Source organism: uncultured Ellagibacter sp. (assembly GCF_934617235.1).
In the GTDB taxonomy this organism is placed as follows: domain Bacteria; phylum Actinomycetota; class Coriobacteriia; order Coriobacteriales; family Eggerthellaceae; genus Ellagibacter.
This window is the reverse complement of record NZ_CAKTTZ010000050.1, coordinates 1-19,054: the sequence shown is the minus strand read 5'-3', so window position 1 is coordinate 19,054 and position 19,054 is coordinate 1. Positions and strand designations below refer to the sequence as shown.

General features: G+C 58.3%; 17 protein-coding genes. 7 read left to right on the top strand and 10 right to left on the bottom strand.

The window, feature by feature from the left end; genetic code table 11:
* Together Q0G85_RS08990 and Q0G85_RS08985 are read right to left on the bottom strand one after the other, a co-directional pair.
* A partial coding sequence (locus Q0G85_RS08990) for a DMT family transporter (protein ID WP_297156998.1) occupies window positions 1-810 on the bottom strand: 810 nt, incomplete at its 3' end.
* 323 nt (window positions 811-1,133) lie between these two features.
* Window positions 1,134-2,045 carry an Abi family protein gene (locus tag Q0G85_RS08985; RefSeq protein WP_297156996.1) on the bottom strand — a complete coding sequence of 304 codons (912 nt, stop codon included), beginning with the start codon at window positions 2,043-2,045 and terminating at the stop codon, window positions 1,134-1,136.
* 387 nt (window positions 2,046-2,432) lie between these two features.
* Between Q0G85_RS08985 and Q0G85_RS08980 the strand changes: the two genes are divergently transcribed.
* Together Q0G85_RS08980 and Q0G85_RS08975 are read left to right on the top strand one after the other, a co-directional pair.
* Window positions 2,433-3,464: a uroporphyrinogen decarboxylase family protein gene (locus Q0G85_RS08980; RefSeq protein ID WP_297156993.1), complete on the top strand. Its 1,032-nt coding sequence runs from the start codon at window positions 2,433-2,435 to the stop codon at window positions 3,462-3,464.
* 61 nt (window positions 3,465-3,525) lie between these two features.
* On the top strand, window positions 3,526-4,806 hold the full coding sequence (locus Q0G85_RS08975; RefSeq protein ID WP_297156990.1) for a serine dehydratase subunit alpha family protein: 1,281 nt from the start codon (window positions 3,526-3,528) through the stop codon (window positions 4,804-4,806).
* Window positions 4,807-4,968: 162 nt separating this feature from the next.
* Here the strand turns inward: Q0G85_RS08975 and Q0G85_RS08970 are convergent, their stop codons facing one another.
* The 8 genes from Q0G85_RS08970 to Q0G85_RS08935 form a co-directional block, all read right to left on the bottom strand.
* Window positions 4,969-6,777 (bottom strand): M3 family oligoendopeptidase, encoded by a 1,809-nt coding sequence (locus Q0G85_RS08970; protein ID WP_297156986.1) that lies wholly within the window; start codon window positions 6,775-6,777, stop codon window positions 4,969-4,971.
* Window positions 6,774-7,997: a M20/M25/M40 family metallo-hydrolase gene (locus Q0G85_RS08965; RefSeq protein WP_297156983.1), complete on the bottom strand. Its 1,224-nt coding sequence runs from the start codon at window positions 7,995-7,997 to the stop codon at window positions 6,774-6,776. The genes Q0G85_RS08970 and Q0G85_RS08965 overlap by 4 nt, the downstream gene beginning before the upstream one ends.
* A 65-nt stretch (window positions 7,998-8,062) precedes the next feature.
* The gene (pepT, locus tag Q0G85_RS08960; protein WP_297156981.1) at window positions 8,063-9,301 is read right to left on the bottom strand and encodes a peptidase T; all 1,239 of its coding nucleotides are present in this window, start codon (window positions 9,299-9,301) and stop codon (window positions 8,063-8,065) included.
* 64 nt (window positions 9,302-9,365) lie between these two features.
* Complete coding sequence (locus Q0G85_RS08955; protein WP_297156979.1) at window positions 9,366-10,409, bottom strand: ABC transporter ATP-binding protein; 1,044 nt, start codon at window positions 10,407-10,409, stop codon at window positions 9,366-9,368.
* On the bottom strand, window positions 10,409-11,467 hold the full coding sequence (locus tag Q0G85_RS08950) for an ABC transporter ATP-binding protein (protein ID WP_297156977.1): 1,059 nt from the start codon (window positions 11,465-11,467) through the stop codon (window positions 10,409-10,411). The genes Q0G85_RS08955 and Q0G85_RS08950 overlap by 1 nt, the downstream gene beginning before the upstream one ends.
* Before the next feature lie 9 nt (window positions 11,468-11,476).
* Window positions 11,477-12,421 (bottom strand): ABC transporter permease, encoded by a 945-nt coding sequence (locus tag Q0G85_RS08945; RefSeq protein WP_297156975.1) that lies wholly within the window; start codon window positions 12,419-12,421, stop codon window positions 11,477-11,479.
* Window positions 12,414-13,385, bottom strand: coding sequence for an ABC transporter permease (locus Q0G85_RS08940; RefSeq protein WP_297156973.1), 972 nt, complete (start codon window positions 13,383-13,385; stop codon window positions 12,414-12,416). Before Q0G85_RS08940 ends, Q0G85_RS08945 begins: the two co-directional genes overlap by 8 nt.
* Before the next feature lie 82 nt (window positions 13,386-13,467).
* Window positions 13,468-15,105, bottom strand: coding sequence for an ABC transporter substrate-binding protein (locus Q0G85_RS08935; protein ID WP_297156970.1), 1,638 nt, complete (start codon window positions 15,103-15,105; stop codon window positions 13,468-13,470).
* Between the two features lie 338 nt (window positions 15,106-15,443).
* Between Q0G85_RS08935 and Q0G85_RS08930 the strand changes: the two genes are divergently transcribed.
* From Q0G85_RS08930 to Q0G85_RS08910, 5 genes are all read left to right on the top strand, one after another.
* Entirely contained in the window at window positions 15,444-15,815 is a 372-nt protein-coding gene (locus Q0G85_RS08930) for a hypothetical protein (protein WP_297149089.1), read from the top strand.
* A 105-nt stretch (window positions 15,816-15,920) separates the two neighbouring features.
* Entirely contained in the window at window positions 15,921-16,286 is a 366-nt protein-coding gene (locus Q0G85_RS08925; protein WP_277015320.1) for a hypothetical protein, read from the top strand.
* A gap of 33 nt (window positions 16,287-16,319) precedes the next feature.
* Entirely contained in the window at window positions 16,320-17,315 is a 996-nt protein-coding gene (locus tag Q0G85_RS08920) for an aldo/keto reductase (RefSeq protein ID WP_297156965.1), read from the top strand.
* Window positions 17,316-17,552: 237 nt separating this feature from the next.
* The gene (locus Q0G85_RS08915; RefSeq protein ID WP_297156962.1) at window positions 17,553-18,044 is read left to right on the top strand and encodes an L-2-amino-thiazoline-4-carboxylic acid hydrolase; all 492 of its coding nucleotides are present in this window, start codon (window positions 17,553-17,555) and stop codon (window positions 18,042-18,044) included.
* 261 nt (window positions 18,045-18,305) lie between these two features.
* The gene (locus Q0G85_RS08910) at window positions 18,306-18,527 is read left to right on the top strand and encodes a hypothetical protein (protein WP_297156959.1); all 222 of its coding nucleotides are present in this window, start codon (window positions 18,306-18,308) and stop codon (window positions 18,525-18,527) included.
* Window positions 18,528-19,054 lie beyond the last annotated feature (527 nt).

Below are 19,054 nucleotides of genomic sequence, written 5' to 3'. Positions count from 1 at the left end.
CACCACAGGCGTGAGGTAGAGATAGGCGCTCACGTTCACGACACCGACAATCGACGCCGCCTTGTTCCACATGACATAGCAGGTGGCAGACGCAATCAGCCCCAAAAACAGCAGGTTGCCCAACATGATGGGGTCGAGAAGCCCCACAAGACCTGTCCCCTCGGCTCCCTGACCGAAGCCCATTACCGGCAAAAACGGCAGCATGAACACGAGGCCCCACGCAAATGTGCGCTTCGTCGTGGCCACCGTCGAGAGCCCGAGCTTCGCAATACGCTTGCCGATAGTGGAATAAACCGCCCAGGCAAACGCGGCGAGTACGGCAAGCAAGCAGCCCGCAAGCCCCACTTCACCTGCACTCGCACCCGTGAAGCTGATAAGCGCGATTCCCGATATCGCCAGCGCAAAGCCCGCGAAGAATTGCACGCCGACGCGCTCCTCACGCGTGGCGAACATGGCGATGAGCGCGATGAACAGGGGAGCGATGGCTACGATCACGCCAACGTTCGAGGCGCTCGTCATGGTGAGCGCGATATTCTCCATAAGAAAGTACAGCGTCACGCCCGTCGCGCCCGCCAGCGCGAACAACGCCTCGACGCGCACTCCCATGAAGGGCGTCACGCGGTGGTGGATGATGCACAGCGCGAGAAAGCCCAGCGAGAAGCGCAAGAAGAGAATCTCAATCGGGGTGACGACGGTGAGCAGCACCTTCGTGGACACAAACGTGATGCCCCAAACGAACACGGTGAGGAAGGCAAGGAGGTGGCCTTTGACGCGGCCCCGCGCACGCAGGGAGAGTATTGCTTCTTGCATGGTTTTCGAAAGGTTCCTTATCACTCGTGAATCGCTCGTCTGCGGCATTATAGCAAGCCAGGCGCAGCGCAAACACGATGCAGCGACAGTCGGCGGGGCAGCGTCGAGCACACTCCTTTCGCCCCCTCCGCCAATAACGCATCGCGGTTCGTCGGCGAGCCCCGCAACCTCAACTCCGCCTCTCCGCCACAAAGATAGCCGGGCAGTCGCTTTCCCGAAGGTAACCCCTATTGTTTCTGGCAATTGAATTATCCCAAACCCGTCGCTTTATTAATGCCATCTCGAAGCTCATCTCGTTCGTCAACGTTAGAACTTCTTTGAGCCTATTTGGGGTTAGGCAACAGAAAACCCTCTGCGTAACGAGCATTCTCGTTAATAAGCGAATCAATCCTAGCAGCCAACCCTGTGTCTCCGTCGATTCTCTCTCGATAGCTGTTGACCATAAGCAGCTGGGCGTAAGGGCTAGCTGCATCAAACTTAACGTTGCGCGGTCTGAGCTTCTTTTGGACGGGACACTGGATACTCATTCTCCTATTCCACAGCTGTCGATGGTGCGCGCAAAGGTTTCTCAGCACGCAGAGCGAATGCAGAACCTCCGCGAAGGGCGCCCATTGGATGCCGAAGAAAGATGTCGCCCTTTTGGCGGGCTCCATGTCTTTAACATAGGAGACGAAATTAGTGACCCTGCCGAAAGAAATAGCCTCAACGGCAACCCAAATAGGAACCTCAGCATACCGACTGCAGCGGCTTGACAGAGCGCACCCCGTGACAGTCTCGTTAACATAACGAGAGACCATGGGTCCCTTATCCCGTTCCAAATCGGAAAGAATGCCATTTACAATCTCTAAAGGCTTGTCTTTCGTCGCATCGTTTCCGTCTTTATAGAAATCGGCATTCAGATAAAAAGCGCTTTCACCATAATCGCGTCCGTACTCGTACGCCAGCATAGCCCGCACGGCGATTTCCACAACACTGAGCTGCTCTAAAAGAAGTGCGCGCATCCTGCTGTCGATTTCAGCGATTTCCCTTATCTCTTCGAAAGAAGCGCCTGAAACAAAGCGATTATCACCGTAGCGAGGATCAATCTGAAATTCTCGGGCATAGCCTGAGAAGCGATAGTAGTTCGTTCTAGACAAAAAGCGTTTCAACTTATCGCGATCGCGGCAAGTCAACTTACGCTCGTCGACGAGAAGCGAACAGAGGTCGTCCAGCGACTTGAAGCGCTTATCGGACACGGGGCGACCTCCTTTGGAAACAGAAAGGCCCACCGCATTTCAGCATCGTTGAGAGGCTTGGGTGGGCGCTGATAAATATATACTACAACAAAATACAGCTCGTAAGCCATGATTTTGCGCAATTTAACACGCTTTTTGTTTGACCGAGATTAGCGCATGAACAGTTTCGATTCGATGAAGATTGACATGTTTGCACGCCACCTATCGTTATATTCCCTTATCTCCGCTACTCAGGCGGGCGGGCAGTCGCTTTCCTGAAGGTAACCCCCTTGTTTCCGACCGTTGAAATGTCGCAAACCCGTCGCTTTATAAGCGGAAATGAAATATCATGGACGATGCAACCTTTATTCATATCGGTTTTCAGGATATCGCGGGGAAGGGGCATTGATGCCAACTGGATTCGAACTGATCAAGCAGCAAGTTGAAACGAAGAAGCTCGGGGAAGAGCTCCCCATCGTGGGATGGTTCCATTTCCCCTTGGCAGACCCTGTCGCCGACGACTTCTACGATGAGACCGTCAATACGGCAACCGCGGGGCATTGGGATCTCATCAAGATTATGACCTGCGGAAACTACATGCCTGTCGCATACGGCGCAGACTATGAATTCTCCACGAACCCGCATAAGTGGGACGGCGTCTTCCACTCGCACCCCATCACCTCCGCCGAAGATGCCGGCAAGCTCGGGATCCTCGACGCGACGAACGAGACGCTCGCCGCCGAGGTCGCCGTCGACGGGCGCATCGTCGACACATACAAGGGCGAGAAACCGGTGCTCGCGACGCTGTTCGACCCGCTGTCGTGGGTGCAGGAGCTTTCCACGCCGATGAACCCTGACTGGACCCTCGACCTCATGCGCTCCGACCCAAAGGCGCTCACACATGCGCTCGAAGCTCTGCAAGAGACTAACGACCACTTCCTCGACGCGCTCATCGACAAGGGCATCGACGGCATCTTCATGACGACGAAGTTCTCCCGCTCGACGCTGATCACACCTGAAGAGCATCGCGAGTTCGTCGTGCCGTACCTTGAGCACATGGCGCAGAAGCTCAAGGGCCGCACCTGGTTCTCCATGCTGCATGTCCACGGCGATGAGGGCCTCTACATGGACGATCTCATCGACCTTGACTATCAGGCGTTCAACTGGGAATGCTGCGGTATCGTGCCGAACCTGACGAGCGTTGCCGACATGCGCAGGAAGACCGACAAGGTGCTCATCACCGGATTCGATCAGAACCGCGACTTCTACGGCACGCCTGAGCAGGTCAAACGCCGCCTGGCAACCCGCCTTGAGGACACGCTCGCGCAAAACGACGGCGGAGCGCTCATCTTCGGGCCTGGCTGCACGCTTCCGCTCGACGTCGACCGCTCGCTGTTCTCCCTCGTCTACGAAGTGGTTCACGAGGCTGGGCTGCGATAACCCGATTGCCCACGCCAAGGACAAACACCTAACAACGAGCGACAAAAAAGGAATAGCCGCAATGAATCAGAAAACCTACGATGCATACGTGCAAATCCTCAAAGATGAGCTCCTCGTCGCAACCGGCTGCACGGAGCCCATCGCTATCGCCTTCGCATCGGCAAAGGCGGCGCAGGTGCTCGGCAGCGAACCCGAGCGTATCTCCATCTCTGTCAGCGGGAATATCATCAAGAACGTCCACAGCGTCACCGTTCCAAACACAGGCGGGCAGCATGGCGTGAAGACCGCAGTCGCGGCAGGCATCGCTGCGGGCGACGCCGACAAGGGCCTCGATGTACTCTCCAGCCTCGACGATGACGGGCGCGCCTACATGGCCCGCTACCTGAACGAACGTGAGATCAGGGTTGAGTTCGCCGACACGAGCGAGCCCTTCTACATCGATGTGCGTGTCTTTGGCGAAAACGGCGGGTCGGCACGCGTCGTCATGGCGAAGAACCACACGAACGTGGTGCTCATCGAGCGCGACGGCGAGGTACTTCACGACACGCGCGCCGCTGATCCAACCGACGGGGAAGATGCGCTGACCAAGCTGCTCAACGTCGCCGACATCATCGAGTTCGCGGACACCGTCGATTTGGCCGACGTGGAAGAGGTCCTCAGCCGCCAGGCAGAATACAACTACGCCATCTCGAGCGAAGGTTTGGAAAACGATTGGGGCGGACGCGTCGGCAAGCTCTACGCATCCGACGCCTACCCTGATGACCTGCTCACCCAGGCAAAGGCAGCGGCGGCAGCGGGCAGCGACGCGCGCATGGGCGGCTGCCCCATGCCGGTCGTCATCGTGTCGGGCAGCGGCAACCAGGGCATCACCGCCTCGGTTCCCATCGTGGTATACGCGCGTGCCCTCGACATCCCACGCAAGAAAATGCTTCGAGCGATTGCCGTGTCCGACCTGATCAGCGTTTATCAGAAGTCGGGCATCGGATGTTTGTCGGCGTTCTGCGGAGCCGTAAGCGCGGGCACCGGTGCTGCATGCGGCATCGCTTACCTCCTTGGCGGGCGCATGGAGGAAATCGAGCACACGATTGTCAACTCACTCGGAACGGTGTCGGGCATGGTGTGCGACGGTGCGAAGCCTTCCTGTGCCGCCAAGATCGCAATGGCCATTGAGTCGGGTGTGTTCGGATATCGCCTGTTCAAGAATGGAAATGAGTTCTACGCGGGCGACGGCATCGTCACCATGGGCGTCGATGAGACCATCCGCAACGTAAGCCGCATGGCACGCGAAGGCATGAGGGAAACCGATCGCGAGATTCTAAGCATCATGATCGATTCCGAATAGCCGATAAATAGTTCGGGGCCGCAAGGCTGTGGGTTGCGGAAAGCGATTCGCAACCGACAAAACACCCGGCAGCCCCGATGCGGCAATAGCAGAACAACAACGCAGAAAGCCCTCGGAGGAAGCCCGCTTAACGCGGGGAAACAACCCTCCGAGGGCTTTTCTCTACTCGGTAAGCGACAGGAACTCGGCGACCTGGGCCTCGATCACCTCAAAGCTGCTTTCCCAGAATTCCCGCGTCGTCACATCGACGCCGGCGACTGCCGTCGCCCCTTCCACGGTGTCGGTCGTCGTCGCATTCAGGAACGACTTGTAGCATTCGACGAACGAGGGGCCGACCTCCTGATAGCGCGCATACAGCCCGTGCGCAAGCAGCAGTCCGAACGTATAGGGGAAGTTGTAGTAGCTGAGCGTCGTCATGTAGTAGTGCACTTTGTTCACCCACATGTAGGGGTGAAGCGCGTCGGCGTCGAGGGCGGACCCGTACGCCTTCTTTTGGGCATCCACCATCAAGCGGCAAAGATCCTCGGCGACAAGGTACTTCTCGGCGCGCTGCTCGAAGACCGACTTTTCGAAGAGGAAGCGCGAGAAGATATCGCACACCGTCTGCGCAACGTCCGAGAGCCTCGCGTCCAGAAGCGCGATGCGCTCCTCGGTCGTCTTTGCTTCCTCAATAGCGGCATTCATGAGCAAAAGCTCGTCGAAGTTCGATGCCGTCTCGGCAACAGGCATGGTATAGCACCTGTTGAGAGGGCGCTTCATCTCGATCTGCTGCCCATGGAAGGCGTGCCCGAGCTCGTGTGCGATCGTATCGACCGCGCGCAGCGTGCCGTCGAAGTTGGTGAGCACGCGGCTTTGGCGCTGGTTGGACAGGTTGCGGCAGAAGGCGCCGCCGCTCTTTCCCGGACGAGGGTCGAAGTCGATCCAACGCTCATCGAAGGCGCGCTCGATAAGCTCACCGAGCTCAGAGGAGAAACTTCCCAGATGCTTGACCAGATAGGCTCGCGCGGACTCGATGGTGAACGACCGAGCGTCGGAAGACTCGCTCACGACTGGTGCGAAAAAGTCCCACCACGGAAGACCATTCTTATGACCGAGAAGCTCAGCCTTGCGCGTGAGGTAAGCTTGGAGCGACGGCAGGTGCTCCGTCACGACTTCCCACAGCACATCGAGCGTCTCGCTTTTCATGCGCGACTGGAAGAGCGCCATATCAAGCGGGGAAGAGAAGCCGCGCATCTCCGCCTGCAGAATGACCTGCTCCTTGATGCCGTTAAGCGATGCGGCGACGCCGACAGAAATTGCTTCCGAGCATTCGATTTCGGCATCGAAGGCCTTCTTGCGCGTCTCAGCATCAGTCGATCGGGCAAGGTTGCGTAGCTCGGTGAGCGTGAGCTCCTTCCCGTCGAGCTGCGCCGTTGCGAAGCCGACCAAGCTCGATCGCAAATCAATCCATGCATCTCCCGCGCATCCCTGCATGCGAGCGAAAACGTCCTCCGCATCGGAACTTCCCTGGCAAGCGCCTTCAAGCTTCATCTGCCCGATCACAAAACGATAGTCTTCAAGAAGGGGAGATGCGGCAAAATCGTCCTCACTCAAATCAAGACCAGCCACACATCGGCGGACGAAAAGGCTCGGGCGTGCCATCTTCCCGTATCCCTTGCGCAGGGCAGCCATCGCCGAGAGGGCCTGCTTGTCGCCCGCATCGACAGCGCTGCGAAGGTAGGTGAACTCGTGCAAGTCCTTGCCGATCAGCCACAGCTTCTCCTCACGCTCGAGGAATTCGCAGAGCGCCTCGATGCCAAAGGCGCGATCGCCGCGCTCAATCGGCGCGAGCGCAGCAATGTACTCATCAATAAGCTGGGAAAACTTCTTGCAATCCTGCACATACGCCTCATCGTCGAAGCCCTTATAAAGCGCGTCGAGGCTCCATTGGCGCGAGGCGTCCGTATTCAAGTCAGTGTTCAGTGAAGTCATCGGTTGCTCCTGTGCTCGATTAACGTCTTGAAAAAGTCGACCCCTGATGGCAGCGCGGCGCAGTCGATGTTCTCATCGATGCCATGGATGGTCGCGGTTTGCTCCGGCGTGAAGACCATCGGCGTAAAACGGATGCAGCACTGCGCAACATCGGTGAAATGCTTGGTGTCCGTTCCGCCCGAAAGCAGGACTGCGCGCGGGCGAACATCGGGATACACCGAAGAAATAGCTGCTGTCACCTGGGTATATGCAAGTCCACTCGTATCCGAGACGGGGCTAGGCGGCGTGCTCTTGCTCACCGTCACCTCAACGTCATGACGATTACCCACTTCCACCATGGCATGGTGAGCAGATTCCACAGTCCTGCCAGGAGCAAGACGCACGTCGCAGATCGCCCACGCCTCGCGCGGAACGACGTTGGGAACGTTCGATGCGCCCGCCATGGTGAAAGCGACCGTGGTGCCCGTCTTATCGAAAAGGTCAGGACGCGCATCGCCTTCGAAAAGATCCGCAGCATCGACCTCAGCCATAAACGCACCCAAGCGAACAAGCGGAGAGTTCTTCTTGACGCTCATAGCGTGACCACCGGGTCCGAAAGCACTGCACTTGAAGATGACCTGGCCCTTCTCAGCCACAGCAACTTGCGCAGCAAGCACACCGTCATCACCCTTGATAATGCAAGGACCCTCATCAACGAGTAAGTCGATATCAATCTGTTGCGCCCTCAAGTAATCCGGCACAAGGTCGTTGCCGCCGATTTCCTCGCAGTCGCTCGAAGCAACGTAGACGTCGGTGGCGGGGGAGAAACCGGCCTCGATAAGCTCCTCAACTGCCTGCAAGATACACAGGAGGTTGCCCTTGATATCGAGCGCACCGCGCCCCCAAACGCGGCCTTCCGCGATTTCCCCGCCAAACGGCTCATGGGTCCACGGGCCCTCAGCATCGACAACATCTTGGTGGCTCATAAGAAGCAGCGCGGGCTTGCCTTCCCCCTCCGCACACGCAGCGCGCCAACGGAAAAGCAAGCTTCCCCCGTCGTTCCCGAACACCTTGATCTCACAATGCGCAAAAACGGCAGGGAACAGCTCTTTCAACAGGGCGTGGAAGTCCTCGAAGGACTGGGCGTTTCCCGGTTCCTGAACCGTTCTCACACGAATCATGCGCGAAAGCTTCTCAGCATACGTGAGCGCTCGCCTCGAACGCTCATCACTTTCCATCATTCAATTGCCTCCTTCAGCAATAACGCATCAACCAAAATGTCGCCGCTACCGAAGAAAGTCGAGCGCTATTCCTCGGGTTTCACGAACTTCTGCACGAGAACGACGAGCATGTCGGAAATCTTCTGAAGCGCCTGAACGGAGCAATGCTCAAAGGGCCCATGCGCATACTCACACCCAGCACACAGGTTGGGGCAGGGAAGGCCCATGTAGGAAAGGCGTGCGCCGTCCGTGCCGCCACGTACAGCGATGATAAGCGGCTCGATGCCCGTGTCCTCCATCGCCTCGCGCGCGAGGTCGACAAGCTCCATATGCGGCAGGATCTGCTCTTTCATGTTGTAGTACTGGTCGGTGATGGAAAGCTCGACGCAGTCGCAGCCGTAGCGGGCGTTCATAAGCGCCGCCGCCTGCTCCATAATGCGCTTGCGCTCCTCGAAGCGCTCGCGATCGTGGTCGCGGATGATGTAGTCGAGCGTGGCCGTCGCCACATCGCCCTCGATGGAGCCCAGGTGGAAGAACCCTTCGCGGCCTTCAGTGGTCGCGGGAATCTCGGTTGCGGGAAGAAGCGCGGCGAATTCGCAGGCCAGAAGCGCGGCGTTACGCATGCGGTTCTTCGCGGAGCCAGGGTGCACCACCTTGCCCGTAATCTTAACGATGGCGCTCGCCGCGTTGAAGTTCTCGTACTCCAGCTCGCCCAACTCGCCGCCGTCGACCGTGTAGGCAAGTTCGGCACCGAACCTTTCCACATCGAAGAGATCCGCACCGCGACCCACTTCCTCATCAGGGGTGAAGCCGATGGAGAGCGGACCGTGGGGAGTGTCGGGGTTCTCGTGCAGGTATTCCACGAGCGACATGATCTCTGCCACGCCGGCCTTGTTATCGGCACCAAGCAGGGTAGTGCCGTCGGTCACGATGAGGTCGTCGCCGATATGCTTCGCAAGCGTGGGGAAGTGCTCCTGGTCAAGCACCATGCCGAGCTCTTCGTTGATAACGATGGGGCCGCCCTGGTAGTTCTCGACGATGCGGGGGTTCACACCCTCGCCGCTCGTTTCGGTGGCGGTATCCATATGGGAGATAAATCCGATTGCCGGAGCAGTGGTTCCTTCGGGAAGGTTTGCGGGGATATGTCCCATCACGTAGCAGTGCTCATCGACGCTCGCGTCTTCCACACCGAGGGCACGAAGCTCCTCGACGAGCAGGTTCGCGAGATTCCATTGGCACGGAGTGCTCGGGATAGCCTCTTGACCAGCGCAGGACTGGGTATTGATTCTTACATAGCGCAAAAACCGCTCTTCAACCGGTTCCATAGGTCTCCAATCTTTGAAGCGGCCCCTACCCGCAAAAGCAGGGACCGCCGGATACATCGAACACTTACTCGTACAAGAAACAGGCAACCTTATGCCCGGGCCTTGCCTCGACCAAGGCAGGGTGTTCCTTCCTGCAACGCTCCGTGCAATGCGGGCACCTCGACGCGAGCGGGCATCCCTTCATGTCGCCAATGGGGCTCGGAATATCGCCCGTGAGCGCGATGGTATGCTTCTCCTCAAACGGGCTCGTGGGAGGAATCGCGGAGAGAAGCGCCTGCGTGTAGGGATGAAGCGGCTCCTCGTAAATGCCCTCGGCGTCGCAGAGCTCTACCACCTGACCGAGGTACATGATGGCGATGCGATCGGAAATATGCTTGATGACGCTCAGGTCGTGCGAGATGAAGACGTACGTCAGGCCGAGCTCGCGCTGGAGCCTTCCGAAGAGGTTGAGCACCTGGGCCTGAATGGACACGTCAAGTGCGGAAACCGGCTCGTCGCACACGAGCAGCTTCGGTTCAAGTGAGAGCGCGCGAGCGATGTTGATGCGCTGGCGCTGACCACCCGAGAACTCGTGCGGATAGCGGTGCATGTGCTGGGTATCCAAACCGACGAGCTCCATCAGCTCGCGAACGCGAGTCTCGCGCTTCTTCGGGTCGGTCTCCGTCTTGTGGATGATCATCGGCTCTTCGATGATCTTCGCGCAGGTCTTGCGCGGATTGAGCGAAGAGTAGGGATCTTGGAAGATCATCTGCACGCTGCGGCGCTGACGGCGCGCGCGGTCTTTCTTGAAGTCGAGCGGCTCGCCTTCGAACGTAACCGTTCCACTCGTCGGCTCATGGAGGCGAACAAGGCAGCGTCCGAGCGTCGACTTGCCGCAGCCAGACTCGCCGATGATGCCGAGCGTCTCGCCCCGGTACACCTCGAGGTTCACCCGCGAAAGTGCATGCAAGTACTGGGATTTCTCGCCGATCTTGTCGGAGCGGATCTCGAAATCCTTCGAGAGGTCGCTGATCTTCAAAATGACATTCGGGTCGACAGGTGCTGCCGCATCGCCCGATTTCGGGACAGGCTTGGTTGCAGCCGCCTCCTCATTGGCGTTGATGCTCATTACTTGCCTCCTTTCACGCGTTCGAGATGCGCATCGAGCGTCTGTCTATGGCAGGCAACGAGATGCCCAGGCTCGATTTCGATGAGCTCGGGAACTTCCTTGCGGCAAATGTCCTGCGCATAGGGGCAGCGGTTGGCAAAGTTGCACGCCTTGCCCGTAAGGCGCAGGTCAGGCGGCGTTCCGGGAATCGTGGAAAGGTCGACTTTGCGCTCGGAGGAAAGCGAGGGCATCGAGTCGAGCAAACCCCAGGTGTAGGGGTGCATGGGTTTGGCGTAGAGCGACTTCACGTCAGCCGCTTCGACCACCTTGCCCGCGTACATGACCATGGCGCGATCACAGACATCCCACACCACGCCCAGGTTGTGCGTGATGATCATAAGCCCGATGTTGTTCGTGCGCTGCAGCTCTTTAAGCAGGTGGAGCACCTGAGCCTGAACAGTAACGTCAAGGGCGGTCGTGGGCTCGTCTGCCAAGATCACCTTCGCGTTGCAGCAAAGCGCCATGGCGATGATGACGCGCTGGCACATGCCGCCCGAAAGCTCGAACGGGTAGGAGTTGAAGCGCGCCTCGGGGTTCGGGATGTTCACCGAACGCAGGGCGGCAATCGCGACCTCGCGGGCTTCCGCCTTGCTCATGTTGCGATGGATGCGCAGGTTCTCGGTCATCTGCTGACCGACCTTGAACACCGGGTCGAGCGAGGTCATGGGGTCTTGGAAGATCATGCCGATATCGCGCCCGCGGTAGTCGCGCAGCTCTTTCTTGCCGAAGGAGAGCACGTCACGGCCCTCGAACTCGATCGAGCCTTCTTCGATGCGCGCATTGGCCTCGAACAGCCTGATGATGCTTTTCGCCATCATCGACTTACCCGAACCGCTCTCGCCGACCACGCCGAGCGTTTCCCCACGAGAGAGGGTGAACGATACGCCGTCGACAGCGCGGGCCGTGCCACTCGCAAGATGGAAATAGGTCTTGAGGTTTTTCACATCGAGAAGCACCTCGGAGGAGGGGTTGGCGGCCGAGTCGACCGTGTTCTCCTGTCCGTTAACTTCGTTTGCCATAAATCTCACCTACTTCTTCATCTTCGGATCGAGCACGTCGCGAATACCGTCGCCGAGCAGGTTGAACCCGATAACGGCCACGAAGATGAACAAGCCCGAAATGGTAGCGATATGCGGAGCGATGGCAAGGCAGGTCTGGCCTCCTCGCAGGATGTTTCCCCAGGACGGCGTCGGGATGAGGATGCCCAGGCCCAAGAAGCTCAGGCCGGCTTCAGCGATAATCGAGCCGCCGACGCAGAGCGTGGCGTAGACGACAACCTCGGACACCGTGCTCGGAAGGATGTGGAGTACCATAAGACGGAGGTTCGATGCGCCGAGCACGCGCTCAACGTTGCAGAACTCCTCGTTCTTCGCAACGATAACTTTGCTTCGAACCACGCGAGCGAACCGCGGCACGTTGCCGATGCCGATCGCGAGAATGACGTTGAACACGCCCGACCCCAAGATGGTGACCAGAAGCAGGGACAGGAGGATGAACGGGAAGGCGAACAGGCCGTCCATGACGCGCATGATAATCGAGTCGACGATGCCGCCCATGAAGCCGGCGACAAGGCCCAAGATGATGCCGATAACGCCGCCGAGCACCGTCGAACCGATGGCGACGACGATACTCATGCGCGCACCGTAAACGATACGGCTGAACAGGTCGCGGCCCAAATCATCGGTTCCGAAGATATGGCCGTTCACGCCAGGCTCGAGATACGTCTCGGTAATCGAGGTGGCGTTCGGATCGAACGGGGCGATGAACGGCGCGAAAATGCCGATCGCAAGCATCACGATAACGATGATAAGGCCGATGACCGCCGACTTGTTCCTGATGAACTTGCGCCATGCGCTGTTGGCCTTGCGCTCCTTCTGGATCATCGCCTCTTTGGCGGCCTCGGTGATGGCGCCGTCAACGACTTCCATCTCGGCCCCGGAAGTCGCCACAGCTGCCGATTTCTCTTTAACCATTGTTGGCCCCCTTCTTCGCCTCAGCAGCAACCTTGGGGTTGATGACCATGTACAGCAAGTCGGTGATGAGGTTGATGACGACGAACGCGATGGCGACGACGAGCACCGTCGCCTGGATGAGCGAGTAGTCGCGATTGTCGATCGCCGACGTGATCATGGTTCCCATGCCAGGCCAAGCGAAGACGTTCTCGGTAAGGACAGCGCCCGCAAAGCAGCCGGCGAACTGGATGGCGATGACGGTGATGATGGGCGGAAGCGCGTTCTTGAGCGCATGCTTCCACGTGATGGAGGCCTCGCTCACACCACGCGCACGCATGGCGCGCACAGAGTCGCTTCCGAGCGTCTCGATCATCGAGGATCGGGTGATGCGCGTGAATGTGCCCATCGGGATGATGGCCAAACAGAAGCAGGGGAGCACCAAGTGGCTGATAAAGCCTATGAGGCCGTCTTTTTCTATCGATCCCATGCCGTAGCTCGGCAGCCAACCAAGCGTGACGGAGAAGAGGAGCACGAGCATGATGCCGACCCAGAACACCGGCGCGGAAACGCCGAACAGGGACAGCACGGTCAAGACGTAGTCAACAATGCTGTTCTGCTTCCTCGCGGAGACAACACCGAAAACGACGCCGAAGATCACCGCGATGATAAGCGCGATGACTGAGATGAGCAGAGTGTTCGGGAGACGTTGCGCAATCATGTCGATAGCGGGCTGATTAAAATAGTACGAAGTCCCGAAATCACCTTGGCATATGCTCACAAGGTAGTTCCAAAATTGAACGATGATCGGATCGTCCAACCCAAGTGACGCACGCATCTCTTCGACTTTGCTTACGTCATATTGGTCGCCAACCATAGCGGCTACAGGGTCGCCTGGGATCAGGCGCGTCGCAATAAACGTGAAGGCAACGACAACGAAGAGCGTTGGAATCAGTTGAAGCAGACGCCGCAGGATGATTTTCGCCATGAGCGGTCACCATCTCCCTTCAAAAAGGTGCGACCCGGCAAACCGGGCCGCACCCCAAAATCTCGTCTAGCAGGCCGATATCCTACTTCTCTTTCCAGATGTTGATGCCAGAGCCCTCAAGTCCGCAAACGCGCATGACGGCCTTGTTCTCCTGAACGTAGCCGTGCACTTCCTTGCGCAGGCCCCAAGAGAGCTTGGTCGTCGCGTAGAATGCGGCGATGGGGGTCTTGAGCGCGATCTCGTTGAGCTCCTCGTAGAGATCCTTGCGCTCCTGCTGATCGGTAAGGGTCAGCGCCTCGTTGATAATCGCATCGGTCGCGGGATCGCTGTAGCAGAAAGCATTGTAGTTGGTGTGGATCTTGTCGGAGTTCAGGAAGTAGCCGACGAACGTCGCCGGGTCGGCAGAGCCGCCCTGGCCGTTGATCCACATCTGCACCTTGTTGTTGAGGTAGCGGTCGGTAACCTCGGTCGAGGAAACGCTCTGGATCTCGACGTTCACGCCGATCTGCTTGAGCTGTTCCTGGACGAGGGTCGCTGCCTGCACGTAGGCGTTCTGAGTGCCCGTGGTGAGAACAACGTCGAAACCGTCGGGATAGCCGGCCTCAGCGAGCAGGGACTTCGCCTTCTCGACGTCATATGCGGGAACGAGCGATTCCTGCTCCTCGCTGTAGCCCCAGGAGACCTTCGGCACGGGCAGAACCGACAGCTCGCCGTCGCCGTTGGCATACACGCCGTCGACGATGGTCTTACGATCGATTGCGGTCGAGAGGGCCTCACGCACCTTGTCGTTGGACAGGATGGGGTCGGACAGGTTGAAGCCGATGTAGGCAAGACGCGGCTCGGTGTTCTGGGAGAGCACGAGCTTGTCGCTTGCGGAAACCTGCTTGATGAGCTGACCGGTAACGTTGAGGGAGATGTCGATCTCGCCCGTGGTCAGCGCGTTCACAGCCTGCGCGTCCTCGGTGATGATGTGGTACTCGATGCCGTCGAGGTTCGGCTCGACGCCCCAGTACTTATCGAACTTCGAGAGCTTCGTCGTCTGGTCGGGGGTGTGCTCGTCGACCTTGAACGGGCCAGTCGAGACGGGATGCATGCCGAATTCCTCGCCCCAGCCTTCGACTTCCTCTTTCGGGACCATGAGGACGGAAGAGGAGGTGAGCTCATGCAGGAAGGTCGCGTTTGCGTCCTTCAGGTGGCACACGACCGTCTTGTCGTCGGTAGCCTCTGCGTAGTCGAGGAAGAACAGGTAGTTGCACCAGTAGTCCTTCGCGCGGTTCACCGAGTAAGCGACGTCCTCGGAGGTGAGAAGGCGGCCGTCCTGGAACTTGCCAGGCTGGAAGTACACGTCGTCGCGAATGGTGAACGTGTACGTTTTGCCGTCTTCGGAGATCTCCCACTTGGTGGCGATGCAGGGCAGATACTCGCTCTGGTCGACGTTCTCCTGCACGAGCGTGTCGCCGTAGTTCTGGCAGATCTGGTCGGCAGTGGTGGAGTCAACATAAAGCGGATCGAGCGACTTTGCCGAAACCGTGCGGTTGAGCGCAACCTTGAGGACGCCGCCTTTCACGACTTCCTCGGAGCCGCTCTGGCTCGATCCAGAACCAGACGAAGTCTGGGAGCCGCCGCCCGAGCAACCGGCCAAGCCGAACAATGCCGTGGTCGCAGCGGCAGTTGCGGTGACGCCGACGAACTGTCGCCTGCTCAGAGTACTCTTTTCCATCTCCATGACCTTCCGTTCCTTTCCTTCCCACATGTCCTTCCCATTTGAGACATGCCCCAAGGCGCCCTTACGCCGTGGTAAGTTCTGCGCGCCCGCTCGCTCGTTTCGCCCCCGTGAGCTTAACGTCACTCGCATTCCTTTAACGCGCATTGCGGTTACTCTAAGCGTCGAATTATTTCGACGCTGTTTCAACCGATGCAGATTTTACCGTATTCCGCCATATCCACAAAAACTGATAGGTTTTCGGCTAAATCTTTTCGATTTCGTAACCGTTCGACTACTTTATCATGATATAACCATACAAGTTCTAGAAACCTAGGAGAAAGGAAGCTGTACGCATGGCAACTATTTTTGCCGCCACGTCGCTCGACCTGACGGAAGAGCAGAGGGATTCGCTTGCGGATGCCCTCATCAACGATCTGGGCACGATTTACAAGCACGCGCTTTCGTTCAACCTGGTTCAGATTCCCCAAGACAGCTGCCGTGGAGATTCGATCAACCAGACGACGTTCTTCGTTTGCGTACCGCCTTACGCGACGCTCGAGAAGAAACGCGAAACCATCGAGCTTCTGCACAACACGATGGTCCGCGAAACCGGATACCAGGGCGAGTTGAAGAACATCGTGCTTTTCCAGTACCACGATGACGACGGGGTCGGAAAAGACGGCGAGCTGTTCGCCGACATCAAGGCTCGAAAGGCGCAAGGCTAAACCGAGAACCCGGACAGCCGGAAAGCCAGAGCTTTCGCGCCGCTCATGCGGGCGCAATCCCAAAGCAACAATCACATCGCAGAGTTGATTTCGAAAGGAATTTCCATGTCTACCATTTTCGTCGCAACCTCCATCAACCTTGAAGGCGAAGAGAAGAAGCAGTTCCTCGACACCATCGAGGGCGCTGTCGCCAAGGTGTTCAAGTGCTACTCCATCTACTACACGCCGGTCCCCAAGGAGAACTGCTCCGAGTGCGCGAAGGACCAGATCACCTTCTTCGTCTTCGTGCCGCCCTACATGGAGATCGAGCGTCGTCGCGAGCTCATCAAGGTGCTCGACGAAGCCGCCAACGAGGCAGTCGGCTACCGCGGCGAGCTGAAGAACATCGTCATCTTCAAGTACCACGACGACGAGGCATGTGGTGTCGACGGCGTGCTGCGCGCCGATGCGAAAGCCGCTGCAGAGAAATAGTTGTAACGGCCCTTCGTTTGTAGGCAGGTCACTATGAAGTACATGAATATCGGAAACTCCGACGTCAAGGCTTCCATCATCACGCTGGGAGCATGGTCGATCGGCGGCGGAAGCTGGTGGAAGAACACCGAGGACGAGCTGTCCATCAAGACCATCCACCGTGCGCTTGAGCTGGGCATCAACACGATCGACACCGCTCCCATCTACGGTCTTGGCCACAGCGAGGAAATCGTTGGCAAGGCCATCAGCGGCAACCGCGACGAGTACGTCATCTCCACGAAGGCGACCTTCGATTGGGACACCGGCGTGGGCCGTTATTGGAACGACGTCGACGGCCACAAGGTCTATGTCGATCACAGCTACGAGGGCATCAAGAAGGACTGTGAGAACAGCCTGAAGCGCCTGGGCACCGACCATATCGACATCTACTACGCGCACAATCCCGCGAAGGACACGAGCGTGTACCCGGTTGAGGACACCGTGCGCGCGCTCATGGATCTGAAGAAGGAAGGCAAGGTTCTCGCGCTTGGCCTTTCCAACGCCCAGCCGGACGTCATCCAGGATTGGCTTGACCATGGCTGCGAGCTGGACATCATCCAGCGCAAGTACAGCATGCTCACCCGCAACGTTGAAGAGGGCGTGCTGCCGCTTTGCCGCGAGAAGGGCATGTCCTACCACGCGTACTCGCCGCTCGAGCGTGGCATTCTCGCGGGTACCGTTCCCGCTGACCGCGTTGTGCCGAAGGGCGATGCGCGCGACGGCGAGCTGTGGTGGAGCCCCGACCGTCTTCCGAGCGCCGTCAAGTTCGTCGACGGGCTGGCCGACATCTGCGAGGAATACCAGTGCACGCGCGTGCAGCTCGCAGTTGCGTTCCTGCGTGCGCAGGGCGATTTCGTGAACGTCATCTGCGGCGCTCATAAGCCCGAGCAGATCGAGGCAGACGCGCCGGCTGCTGACGTTGAGCTTTCGAGCGAGACGGTGGCCGATATCCGCAAGCGCCTCGCCGCGCTTGACGCCGAGTTCGAATAGGGTTCGGCTGCGTTTCGCAAAACGCATTGCTTTTCGAGGGCCCCTTCAAGTCGCTCGGTCGCCGAAACCGGCCTCGGCTTGAGGGGGTTCCTATTATGATGACCCTGGTCGTGGGGTCGTATCGCTTGCTGCTGGAAGTCGGCAGGCGATACGATGGGAGAGCGCCAGGGGAGAGGGGCGGCGCAGATTCAGCATTTTCATGCGTCGCCGAACAATAATCAAGACGGGAGATATTTCATGGCAACTGACAACGAAACGGCAGCAGGCAACGACGCGATTTTCTCACTCGAGCAGATGCGCGGCGCTTATGAGCATCGTGCGCTGTGGCTTCATTATCTGGCCGAAAAGGCCGTCGAGGACGGGGAGAACGGCCCGCTTCATCAGGCGATCCGCAAGTGCGGCCTTTATCACGCCGACGTGAGATTCGCGCCCTTCACCACGATGGACGCCTTCGACGAGGTGTTCCAGTCGGAGCCGGCGAAGAGCGTCTTCGAGATGGAGACCATCGAGAAGAACGACGACACGCTGTCAATCGACTTCCACTATTGCCCGCTCGTTGAGGCATGGAAGAAGCTCGGCCTTCCACAGGACGAGATTTCCGCGCTGTGCGACATCGCGATGGACGGCGACCGCGGCATCATCGAGGGGCTCGGCTGCCTGAAGTTCGACCTCCCGAAGACCATCGCCAACGGCGACGACGTCTGCCAGATCCGCATCACCAGGAAATAAGGCCGGCGAAGCAGCGCGCACGGGCTGCGAGCGGGCTGTTGCGGGCCACAAGCGGTTGCGAACACAACCCGCGAAGCGCATCCCGCTTGTGTGAAACAAGCACAACGATAGAGCGACGTCACCCTTAATGGCGCCGCTACAACGGGGGCATCTTCAACGAGAGGATGCCCCGTCTTAAAAACGGCGTCGTCCATGGGCCTGCGACCTTCTAGCCCGATTAAATTCGAGAAAACTCGCAAAGCCAAAACGAAAGGACACACCATGGCAACCATCGTAAGCATCACCGACGCGACCATCCCCGAGGGTAAGAGCGAGCGCGAGCTCATCGACGGGCTGGGCGAGGCAATCGGGACTGGGCTTGGTCTCCCGCCGAAGCTCAAGAGCGTGTACAACACGATGTTCAGCCCCGATCACACCACCATCAAGGACAAGCCCGAGCTCACGACCTTTATCTACACCGCCCCCGACAAGACCACCGACTAGAAGCGCCAGGTCCTTGCGAACCTGAAGGAGTTCACAGACGGGTTCTTCGGCGAGGACGCCATCAACCTCGTCACGATCTTCAAGATTCACGAGGACCACAACGTCGGCGTGAACGGAGTGCTGCGCCTGGACGCAAAAGCTGCCGCCGCAAGTAAATAGGAAGGCTCTGGCGCAGGCCAACCCATCATGCGAGTTCGGCCTTGGCAAGAAGTCGTTCAGCTGAATATGCAGGCAGCAAGCGGGTAAATTTCATAGCAACCGAAGCAAAAGGACAACGGCTCATTATTTGACGACGCCTCGCATCTACTCAATCGGGCAGAAGCGAGGCGCTTTTGCGCATTGAGCGTCTGGGTCCACTGCCTGGTTAAAAAATGACTTTCGCAAACGACGACAATGTCTGTCGAATCCGCATCATCAGGAAATTCCAGAGCTCTCCCCAGGACTCTCCCCCCTAGATTGACATCTCAAAGTACGTTCAATGTGACATAAGCCTGTCAAAAACCAAGAATGAGCTGGTAATATTCAAA